The organism is Methanoregula sp. UBA64 (assembly GCF_002502735.1).
Lineage (GTDB): Archaea > Halobacteriota > Methanomicrobia > Methanomicrobiales > Methanospirillaceae > Methanoregula.
On sequence record NZ_DAQC01000006.1, the window covers coordinates 273,023 to 283,518 of the forward strand.

Annotated in this window: 7 protein-coding genes and 1 pseudogene; 4 read left to right on the forward strand and 4 right to left on the reverse strand. The window is 57.1% G+C overall.

Going from position 1 to position 10,496, the window contains the following annotated elements:
• Positions 1–4: 4 nt before the first annotated feature.
• Both BP758_RS09800 and BP758_RS09805 read left to right on the forward strand, forming a co-directional pair.
• Positions 5–2,404, forward strand: a complete 2,400-nt coding sequence (locus BP758_RS09800; RefSeq protein ID WP_292370694.1) for a plasma-membrane proton-efflux P-type ATPase — start codon at positions 5–7, stop codon at positions 2,402–2,404.
• A 347-nt stretch (positions 2,405–2,751) separates the two neighbouring features.
• Positions 2,752–4,593 (forward strand): chloride channel protein, encoded by a 1,842-nt coding sequence (locus tag BP758_RS09805; protein WP_292370695.1) that lies wholly within the window; start codon positions 2,752–2,754, stop codon positions 4,591–4,593.
• On the opposite strand, the gene BP758_RS09810 is transcribed toward BP758_RS09805, so the two are convergent.
• From BP758_RS09810 to BP758_RS09820, 3 genes are all read right to left on the reverse strand, one after another.
• Positions 4,590–5,786, reverse strand: coding sequence for a cation:proton antiporter (locus tag BP758_RS09810; RefSeq protein ID WP_292370696.1), 1,197 nt, complete (start codon positions 5,784–5,786; stop codon positions 4,590–4,592). The two genes, BP758_RS09805 and BP758_RS09810, sit on opposite strands and share 4 nt — an antisense overlap.
• A gap of 496 nt (positions 5,787–6,282) precedes the next feature.
• Positions 6,283–6,783 carry a DUF350 domain-containing protein gene (locus BP758_RS09815; protein ID WP_292370697.1) on the reverse strand — a complete coding sequence of 167 codons (501 nt, stop codon included), beginning with the start codon at positions 6,781–6,783 and terminating at the stop codon, positions 6,283–6,285.
• A 31-nt stretch (positions 6,784–6,814) separates the two neighbouring features.
• A complete protein-coding gene (locus BP758_RS09820; protein WP_292370698.1) occupies positions 6,815–7,507 on the reverse strand; it encodes a mechanosensitive ion channel family protein in 693 nt (230 codons plus the stop codon).
• A gap of 156 nt (positions 7,508–7,663) precedes the next feature.
• On the opposite strand from BP758_RS09820, the gene BP758_RS09825 reads away from it, so the two are divergent.
• Entirely contained in the window at positions 7,664–9,022 is a 1,359-nt protein-coding gene (locus BP758_RS09825) for a PAS domain-containing protein (protein ID WP_292370699.1), read from the forward strand.
• A 116-nt stretch (positions 9,023–9,138) separates the two neighbouring features.
• Here BP758_RS09825 and BP758_RS09830 read toward each other — a convergent pair whose 3' ends face one another.
• Positions 9,139–9,828 (reverse strand): mechanosensitive ion channel family protein, encoded by a 690-nt coding sequence (locus BP758_RS09830; protein ID WP_292370700.1) that lies wholly within the window; start codon positions 9,826–9,828, stop codon positions 9,139–9,141.
• A gap of 253 nt (positions 9,829–10,081) precedes the next feature.
• Between BP758_RS09830 and BP758_RS09835 the strand changes: the two are divergent.
• Positions 10,082–10,496, forward strand: a pseudogene (locus BP758_RS09835) (hypothetical protein); the annotation flags it as partial.

Sequence of the window (10,496 nt, forward strand, 5' to 3'; positions counted from 1 at the left end):
CCTTATGACCGCCCAGGACCATCCTGAGAAAAAACCGGCGCCGGAACTGCCGGACAACCCGGCCGGCCTCTCCACAAAAGAGGCAGCCCGGCTCCGGGAGCAGTACGGGCCAAACGATATTCCTGATGAAAAAAAGCACCCGCTCCGTGCATTTTTAGCCTATTTCTGGGGACCGATCCCGTGGATGATTGAGGCAGCGGCAATTATCTCGGCCGCGATTGCGCACTGGGAAGATTTTTTTGTCATCCTGCTGCTGCTCATGATAAACGCGGTAGTCGGGTTTTTCCAGGAGAAGAAAGCCGAGAACGCGATCGAGCTCTTAAAACAGCGGCTCGCTCCCAATGCCCGCGTCCTCCGCGACGGGACGTGGCAGGACATCCCGGCAAAGGAGCTCGTGCTCGGCGACCGGATCCACATCCGGCTCGGCGACATTGTGCCGGCCGATGCCCGGCTCGCTGCCGGAAATTACCTGCTTCTGGACGAATCGGCGCTGACCGGCGAATCGCTGCCGGTTGAAAAGAAGGCCGGGGAGACGGTATATTCGGGCGCAATCGTCCGCCAGGGCGAGATGGACGCACAGGTTACCGCGACCGGGTCTGCCACGTTCTTTGGCCGGACCACCCGGCTGCTTGCGGCAAAACCGCCGAGGAGCCATTTCCAGGCCGCGGTCCAGAAGATCGGGAATTACCTCATCATCCTCGCGGTCGTGCTCGTGAGCATTGTGTTTCTCGTCGCCCTTCTCCGGGCCGAGTCCCTGCCGGACACCCTCCAGTTCGCGCTGATCCTCGTGGTCGCCGCGATCCCGGCGGCACTCCCCGCAGTCCTCACGGTCACGCTCGCGGTCGGGGCCGTTGCGCTTGCCAGAAAAGAGGCGATCGTGAGCCGGCTCTCTGCCATCGAGGAGCTGGCCGGCATGGATATCCTCTGCTCCGACAAGACCGGGACGATAACGCAGAACGCGATCAGCATCGGCGGGATCGAAACATTTCCCGGGGTTTCTGAAGCGGAGGTTCTCGCGGCCGCGGCCTTTGCCTCGCGAAAGGAGAGCGACGACCCGATCGATAAGGCGGTACTGGCCCGGTACGCCGTACAGCCGGCAGCGGATGGCACGGTTACGGCCTTTGTCCCGTTTGACCCGGTCAGTAAGTTTTCAAAAGCTGCCGTGCAGGACGGCTCAGGCCGTACGTTTGAAACGGCCAAAGGGGCCCCTCAGGCAATTGCCGCCCTTGCCGGGACGGGAGGGGACAACCGTGCAGTCCTCGATGCATGGGTCGAAGGGTTTGCACGGAAAGGGTTCCGGGCGCTCGGGGTTGCCCGGACCGGCCCTGACGGGAGATGGCAGTACCTCGGCGTGATCGGCCTTTTTGACCCGCCGCGCGAGGATTCGGCGGCCACAATAGCCCAGGCCGGAAAACTCGGCGTCGGCGTGAAGATGGTGACCGGGGACCATGTCGCCATTGCGCAGGAGATCGCCGGGCAGGTGGGGATGGGGAAAAATGTCCTGCCCCGCACGGGACTTCCTGACGGGGACGGCCCTGAAGCGCTCGCCCGGATGGAACAAGCCGATGGTTTTGCGCAGGTGCTCCCCGAGGACAAGTTCCGGATCGTCAAAGTTCTCCAGGGCGACAGCCACATTGTCGGGATGACCGGCGACGGCGTGAACGATGCCCCGGCCCTCCGCGAGGCCGATGCCGGGATCGCGGTCGCCGGCGCTACCGATGCGGCAAAATCCGCAGCCGATATCGTGCTCACAAAACCCGGGCTCTCGGTCATCATCGATGCAATCGAACGGAGCCGGGAGATCTTCCGGCGCATGGAGAATTACGCGGTGTACCGGATCGCAGAGACGGTCCGGGTCCTGATCTTTTTGACCCTCTGCATCGTGCTGTTGAATTTCTACCCGGTCACCGCGCTCATGCTCGTCGTGCTCGCGATCTTAAACGACCTGCCCATCATGATGATCGCGTTTGACAATGCACCGGTCGCGAACAAGCCCGTGCGCTGGCAGATGGACCGGATCTTAACCATTGCCAGTATCCTCGGCATCCTCGGGGTAGTATCGAGTTTTCTGCTCCTCTGGCTCTCCCGCGAGTACTTCCACCTCGACCCGGGGGTCATCCAGACGCTCATTTTCCTAAAACTCGCCGTTGCCGGCCACATGACGATCTACCTTGCCCGGACCGGAAAGCAGCACTTCTGGGAGCGCCCGTACCCGTCACTTTCCCTCTTTGGCGCTGCCGAGCTCACGCAGGTTGCCGCGACCGTGATAGCCGTGTATGGGCTTTTCATGACGCCGCTCGGGTGGACGCTTGCGCTTATCGTCTGGGTGTACGCGCTTGCATTCTTTGTCATCAACGACCAGGTCAAGGTCTGGCTGTTTAAGAAGATCCACCCGTACTCGTAACCTGCTCTTTTGGCTCTGTAGAAATCATTCCCCCTTCACCAGACCGTGTCTGCGGGGGCGACCCCCTCTCTACCTAAAGAGTGGGAGGCAGCTCACGGGGACAAAGCCCCCTTGACCCCCCCCAATTTTTTTTTATTGTGCTTCCCGCGTACGGGTTTGTTCCACGGGGCGAGCCCCGGCAAGAAGGCGAGCACCCGTGGTCCCCTCGCAGCTAAATTCAGGGTGTCCGTAAGGTTTTCTACAGAGCCGCTCTTTTGCCTTTTTATCTGCTGGTATCACCAATTGCCCCTGGTCGCCGGATGGGAACAGAGAAATAGGATAGGGAAAATACCGGAATTCCGTCAGCCATGGCATTTTCGCTTCCCGTCGGGATTACCCCTACCAAACGCGTGATTCTGATCGCGTTTGTGGTCGGGATCATTGCCGGTTTCGGCGCGCTCCTCTTCTTTGAAGGGCTCAAAATCGGCACGGCCTTTTTCATGGGCTACCTGCTCCAGTATACGTACCCTCAGGAAGGCCAGACGGTGGCTGCGATCAGCCAGTGGTCCGGGCCCCAGGCGCTCTGGCTCCTTCTTCCGATCATGATCATCGGGAGCCTCCTTACCGGTATTCTTGTCACAAAGCTTGCGCCTGAAGCAGAAGGGCATGGGACCGATGCGGCGATCAAGGCGTTCCACGGCGAGGGCAGGATCCGGAAACGGGTGCCGGTGGTAAAAGCAGTCACCTCGATCCTCACGATCTCGACCGGCGGGAGCGCCGGCCGCGAGGGACCGTCGGCCCAGATCTCGGCGGGATTCGGGTCGATGGTGGCGGACATGCTCGGCCTTTCCGAGAAGGAGCGGCGGATCGCGCTCACCACCGGCATCGGGGCCGGTATCGGCACGATCTTCAAGGCACCCTTTGGCGGCGCCGTGCTCGCGGCCGAAGTCCTTTACACCCGGGACTTCGAGTCCGATGCGATCATCCCGGCGTTCCTTGCATCGGTGATCGGCTATGCGATCTTCGGCTTTTTCGAGGGCTATGCCCCCATCTTCTCGCTTGGCGCCATTGCGTGGACGGTCGTGCAGATCCCGCTCTTTGCCCTCCTCGGCGTATTCTGCGCTGCGTTCGGCCTGCTCTATATCTGGCTCTTCTACGGGAGCAGGGACGCGTTTTCTGCATTCTTTGCAAAGCACCGCCTGCCGGCATACTTAAAGCCGGTCTCGGGCGCAGTCATCCTTTGCCTTATTGTCCTCGCCCTTGCGCTCGTCTCCCCGGACCTGGAGACGCTCGGCCTTGCCTCTCTCGGGTCGAGCTACGGCTTTGACCAGCTGATGTTTTATTCCATGCTCCCGCTCGTGGTTGTCCTGCTCCTGCCGTTTTTGAAGATCGTGGCGACTTCGCTCACGCTCGGGAGCGGCGGGAGCGGGGGCGTCTTTGCCCCGGGGCTTACCATCGGTGCCTCGGTCGGGGCGTCGCTTGGCCTTGTGCTCCACCTGTTCTTCCCGGCCCTTGTCCCGGTCGAGACCATCCCGGTCTTTGTGGTTGTCGGGATGATCGCCCTCTTTGGCGCGGTTGCAAACGCCCCGATCGCCGTCCTTATCATGGTCGTCGAGATGGTGGGGAGCATCACGATCCTCATCCCCGCGATGGCGGCGGTAGGGGTCTCGCAACTGCTTAAAGGGGAAAAGACGATCTTCCGGCAGCAGGTGCCCACCAAGGCGCAGTCGGGGGCCCACCGGGGAGAGTACGACCGCGACGTCCTCTCGCGGCTCGCGGTACGGGACGCGATGGTCAAAAAGGACGCGGTCATCGCGTTCTCGCCCCAGGATGGGCCGGCCGTCGTCCGGAGCGTGATTGCAGAGACCGGCCACACGGGATTTCCGGTTCTTGAGAACGGCCGGCTGGTCGGGGTCATCACTCATCGCGACGTTCAGGGCGCGGGAAAGGCGCCGGGTGAGTGCCCGGTCCTGCGCCGGCTTATGACCGCTCCGCCGGTTGTCGTGCACCCCGGCGATACGCTCGAAGATGCCCTTGCCCTTATGGTGGGCCGCGACTTCGACCACCTGCCGGTGGCAGAGGACGGCACGACCGATCTGCTCGCCGGGTTTATCACCCGGACCGATATCCTGCGGGCGTATGCCCGGGAGAATCATGCGGCATCCTGTGATACCGGAAAACCCGGGCCGGTAAAAAAAGAATTTTCTTAACTGCCGGCCGCATCGGACCGGCAGTCTTCGCCCTTGAAGAACCAGTTCCGGTAGATGATCGGCGTGATGATGGTCGTGAGCAGGCTCATGAGGACGAGCGTGACGTAGATCCCCTGGCCGATGATCCCGGCTTCGAGACCGAGGAGCGCAACGATCATCGCGACCTCTCCCCGGGGCGCCATCCCGAAACCGACGATGAGTGCGTCCTTCCGGCACATTCCCATGAGCCGGGCCGGAATACCGCAGCCGATCACTTTTGTTGCAATCGCCATGATGGTGAGCGCAGCAAGGAAGATGAGGATCTCGGGGGTGAGCGCACGCAGATCCGCAAGAACCCCAAGCGACACGAAAAAGATCGAGGCAAAGATGATCTGGAGATACTCCGCACCCTCCTTAAAGTTCCTGCTGTGCGTGAGTTTCACTCCTTCAAACGAGACGCCGGCGATGAATGCACCGACTATGGCAGAGAGGCCCACGGCTTCTGCGCAGAGGGCGTACAAAAATGCCATCATCATCGCGAAGATGAAGATGAATTCCGGGAATTTTTTACAAAAACCCGTGGCATCGAGCCGCTCTACGTACCTGCTCACGACAAAGATGCCGCATGCCCCGCCGATTACGATAAAGGCCACTGCCTTGATGGCAACAAATGCAATCGCCCCGGCCGTAACGGTCCCGCTTACGACATCTGTACTGATCGCAAGGGCAAGAAGGCTGAGCACGTCGTCGATGACCGCAGCCCCGATGATCGCCTTTGCAGCATCGGTCTGGAGTTTCCCGAGCTCTTTTAAGACATTTGCCGTGATCGCAATGCTAGTCGCGGTGAGCGCCGTCCCGACAAAGATCGCGGCCCCGGTCTCAAAACCAAAGGCAAGCGAGAGCCAGTACCCGCCGATCCATGGTACAATGACGCCGACTGCTGCTATCACCCCGTTTCTTACCGAGAGGATCTCCCGTACATTGAACTCAAGGCCGATCACAAAGAGCAGGATCACGGCGCCGAGCGAGGCAAGCCCTGCAACAAAATCGGAATAGGTGATAAGGCCAAGGGCGCTCGGGCCGACAAGGAGCCCGACCAGGATGAGGCCGATGACCGCCGACTGGTTGATCCGGGAGGCGATGAGGTACCCGCCCAGCGCGACAAAGAGGAGCAGGCTCATCTGGAATTCAGGGGAAGCAAGCAGCGATTCCATTCAGGCAGATACTGGGCGGCCGGTCTACAAACCCTTTTTGTTCAGCCTGTACCGTCATTCCCGTTAAGGAACGGGAAATTTTCAGGCTGGTTTAAAAAAAAGACCTTCACACCGGGGCACGGGCGGAATGTACCGATGTATCGAGGCGTGAGGAATCGATCGCTGTCCTTTGCCCGCGGTGTGTTGCTGCTGTAGTCTTGTGGTGTTACCCGGTCCTGTATGCCCCGGGTACCCTGAGGTCTTGAGTGCATGTGTCCGGTTGGTATGTGCATCCCAAAGGGACGATCACACTATAGGTCCTGCGGTATTTTAATGTTTTTTATTATACATAATCACAAAGTTAATGTAAAAAAGTATACCTATGCCCGGAAATATGTACGGGTGCTGTAAAAGACGAAGATACGGTTTTCATCGGGTGCCATATACGGGCAAAAGAATCCCACCCTGACGGCAAACGGATCCAAGGCCGAAATAAAAAAGGAGATTATACCGGGTCTTATCCCAGCGCTGCCGTGATACCGGTAATACCTGACTGGATGATTAAGGCGACTGCGATGATCACGCCGGCCATTTCGAGCGCGACTGCAACATTGCCTTTCTTGAGCTCTGCGAACTCCTCGAGTTCCCGGGTGAACCGGTCGAGGATGTTGAGCGCAAGGTAGATGGCGCCGACCGCAAAGAGGACGCCGAGCACCAGCTGGATAATAGCGACAACGATCACGGTGATCCCGTCGACAGAAGCAAACCCGAGGGTTGCTGCCTTGCTGATGCCGACCGAGATACCGGCCACACCGGACTGGACCATGATGCCGATCGCGATGAAGATCGAAGCAACGATGATCCCAAAGGCGACATTACCCTTTGCCAGTTCTTTCTGTTCGTCAACATCCCGGGTGACTTTCCCGAAGACCGAGAACCCGATATAGAGTGCGACCACCGCAAAGATGACGGCGATGATCAGCTGGACAATTCCGACAACTACCGTTATTGAGTTCATGTGCACGCCTCAAAAAAAAAAAATTTAAAATTTACTGCTTCTTTACGACCACGGTGTCGATGATCTTGTCCATGATCGCTTCGCTGCGGTTCTTGAGACCGAAGCCGACAATGATAGCGATTGCGGCGCCAAGACCAAGCCCGATGCCCCAGGCAATCGGGGTGACAAACGTGTAGATGATCGTGAGGTCAAGCATCAGCTGCGAGAGCGCGAGAACGGCGATCACGAAGTACAGGAAGATCCTCATAAGGAAAAGGACCGGGTTGATGAGCTGGATGTCCTGCTTGGCATAGTACTTCCCGAGGAAGTCGATGAAGTAGTCGGAGAGCAGGAACCCGACGATAAGGATGATGACAAAGGCAACCACGTGCGGGATGTACTCGACGATCGTGGTCATGAGCTTGCTCATGTAGTCCATGTTGAGGATATCGACCGCTGCAAGGACTGCAATCAGGTACACGAAGATCCGGACTGCGATATCGCCGATGTATCCTACGGTGATACCGGCACTTTTTACCGAGCCGGAAAAGGAAGCTTCGTCTGCGACTTTCTCGACAAGGTGCTGTTCGCTGATCTTGTCAAGCACAATCCGGACTGCCTTCCCGAGCAGGCGGCCGACAATCCAGCCGATGAGAAGGACAATAAGTGCGCCGATAATACTGGGCAGGTACGTCATAGTGACGCCATACCACTGACTGGCAACATTGGTAAAGACAGAATCCATCTTGGTTTCCTCCACAAATTTCTACTTACGCTTACTATATAGCTTGTTTTTTGTAAATAAATTTTATTGTTATTTACGATACATATGGGTCATTTTCAATAATTATAAATGTTCACTGGGCGTGTATATTATATACATCGGGAACATGCCGCAGCCATGATGCACGATTACCAGCAGGAACTTGCCCAGATCAAAGATCTCCTCAAGGAAAACCCGGAGGGGATGAGCGTCACGGATATTGCAAAGGCGCTCAAGAAGAACAAGAATACCACCGGCCGCTATCTTGATATCCTCTTGATCTCCGGCCAGGTGGATATGCGGACCTACGGGATGGCCAAGGTCTTCACGCTCTCCCAGCGCGTCCCGCTTTCGGCAATGCTGAGCTGTTCAAAGGATATGATCATGGTCCTCGACAGCGACTCGCGGATCATCGAGATCAACGATATGTTCCTTGAACTCCTGCACATCGGCCGTAAGGAAGCAACCGGGAAGAACATCGCATACTTAAAGTCCCCCGAAGTCGATGTCCACGAGCTCGTTAATGCCCTTGCCGTCCGTTCGCCGGAGGAGACGGAACGCACGCTCTCATTTATGGTAAAGGGGGTGGGCGAGCGTATCTTCAAGCAGAAATCAATTCCCACGGTCTTTGACGATGGCGCAAGAGGCTTTACGCTGATTTTAACCGATGTGACCGGGGATATCCTGCGGGAGCGGGAGATCCGCGAGTGGGAGGAGCGCTTCCGGATGATGGCGGAGAATATCCGGGACGCCCTGCTCATCATAGAAAATGACAAGTGTACGTTTGTCAACCGCAGCCTTGCGGAGATCACCGGCTATACGTTCGAAGAGCTCTGGGCCATGGATCCCCGGGCAATCATTGCCCCGGAAGACCAGGAAAAGATGGAGCCCCTCTTTGCTCAAAACAAAAAATCTTCAACAGAGCCGATGCTTGCCGATCTCCAGTGCAGGATCCGGCGGAAGGACGGGGTATACCGTAACGTCTTTATCCGGGTTACGAGTGCACGGCACGGCCAGATCCTCTATCATTTTGTGATCCTCACCGATGTCACCGAGCTCAAGACCAAGGATGAAGCGCTCATTGCAAGCGAGCAGCGGTTCCGGATGATGGCGGACAATATCCAGGACGCTGTGGTAATTATAGAAAACGACCAGTTCGTGTATGCGAACCGGCGGGTCTGCGAGATGTCGGGGTATACGTTCGAGGAGCTCCAGCACAAGGGCACAAAAGCGCTCGTCACCCCCGAGACCCGCCTGATGATGGACGAACTGTACAGAAAGTCCATCTCCTGCACGGAACCTCCGGCAAAGTTCCAGAGCTGGATGCTGTGCAAGAACGGGGAGCGGCGCTGCATCTACGGGCAGATAAACTCAGTCCGGCACGGGGAAACGGTAAGCACGTACATTACGATGACCGATGTGACGGCATTTGCACAGCGGGAACAGGAACTCTTGGAACAGATTGCCGTGCTCGGGAAACGGCTGGAAACGGCCTGATCTCTTCTTCATGCAGGTTAGCCGGTAGACCGGGAATTTGTCCGGTCCTTTTTTTTAAACCTAGAGAAAAGTCCGCGACAGCCCGCCCGGGTTGTTGCGGTAAAAAAAAAGTGGGTTTAGGGTTTTTTTGCGATCGATTCTATGAGCTTATCCATGATCGCTTCGCTGTGACCCCTGAGCCCGAAGCCGACAAAAATTGCAATAGCAGCGCCGAGCCCGAGCCCCACGCCCCATGCGATCGGTGTAACAAACGTGTAGATGATCGTGAGATCGAGCATCAGCTGGGAGAGCCCGAGGATGGCGATCACGAAGTACAAAAAGATCCTCAGAATGAACAGGACCGGGGTGATAAGCGCTATCTCCTGGTTTGCATAATACCGGCCGAGGAAGTCAATGAAGTAATCGGCAAGGAGGAACCCGGCGGTGAGAATAATCACAAATGCAGCGATGTGGGGGAGGTATTCGATGATCTCCGTCATCAGTTTGCTTAAGTATTCCATGTGGAGGATGTCGACCGCGGCAAGGATTGCGATCATGTACACCACGATCCGGGCAAAGAGGTCGCCAATGTATCCGACCGTGATGCCGGCGTTTTTCACCGATCCGCCCACCGATGCAAGATCGGCGCCTTCCTTTACCAGATGCTGCTCGCTGACCTTGTCAAGGATGATCCGGACTGCCTTTCCGAGCAGGCGTCCCACGATCCAGCCGATAAGAAGGACGACGATTGCTCCAATGATCCCGGGAAGGTATGCAACAATGGTCTCGTACCACCGGGTTATCAGGTCTGCGGGTGCCAAATACATACTGTCTCCTGTATAACTGAACTTTTTAACATTGGATTGTCATATTATTTAAAATCTCCATACATTTATGATATATGTCGATTATCTGAAAGCATCACTATTTCCGGTACCGGGGGCGCGTGTCTCTGGTAGTGGTGATGTTACGGTACAAAGGTTTCCGGCAAAACTATGATGTCTATGTATATCCAATAAGGAAATAGATTATATACTAAAATATACAATAGTACCCAATCTTGTCGTACTGAGGATTAGCATGGAATACCATACCGTTTTACCATCTTTTTCCGAACCGGCACCGCAGCACGGTGCCGCATTTCGGGGTGCCCCCGGAAGGGTCATCAGGACCGGCGTTCTTGTAGCGCTTGTCCTGGCCTGCTTTATGATTGCCCCGGCACTTGCCGGCACGAAGTACATGGCCGGGAGCCCGACACTCTCCGCCCACATCACGGGCACGAACGAGTTCTCTCCCGGGGACGACGTGAACCTTGTCGTTGCCGTGGATAACACCGGACTAAACACGTATAAGATCGTGCAGTCCGGCCTTGTCGACCGTGCAGACCAGTCGAACACGGCAAAGCAGCTCACGGCCGCATTAAGCGCCGGGAATGCCCCGATCGTAGTCAAGGCAGACCCGCAGGTATTGGGCGACCTTGCCGCGAGCAACACCG

Bases quoted from the DNA above. Each gene is read 5' to 3' on its own strand.
- BP758_RS09820 (WP_292370698.1), bottom strand. From the start codon at position 7,507: ATGGATTCTGTCTTTACCAATGTTGCCAGTCAGTGGTATGGCGTCACT.
- BP758_RS09805 (WP_292370695.1), top strand. From the start codon at position 2,752: ATGGCATTTTCGCTTCCCGTCGGGATTACCCCTACCAAACGCGTGATT.
- BP758_RS09825 (WP_292370699.1), top strand. From the start codon at position 7,664: ATGATGCACGATTACCAGCAGGAACTTGCCCAGATCAAAGATCTCCTC.
- BP758_RS09800 (WP_292370694.1), top strand. From the start codon at position 5: ATGACCGCCCAGGACCATCCTGAGAAAAAACCGGCGCCGGAACTGCCG.
- BP758_RS09810 (WP_292370696.1), bottom strand. From the start codon at position 5,786: ATGGAATCGCTGCTTGCTTCCCCTGAATTCCAGATGAGCCTGCTCCTC.
- BP758_RS09830 (WP_292370700.1), bottom strand. From the start codon at position 9,828: ATGTATTTGGCACCCGCAGACCTGATAACCCGGTGGTACGAGACCATT.
- BP758_RS09815 (WP_292370697.1), bottom strand. From the start codon at position 6,783: ATGAACTCAATAACGGTAGTTGTCGGAATTGTCCAGCTGATCATCGCC.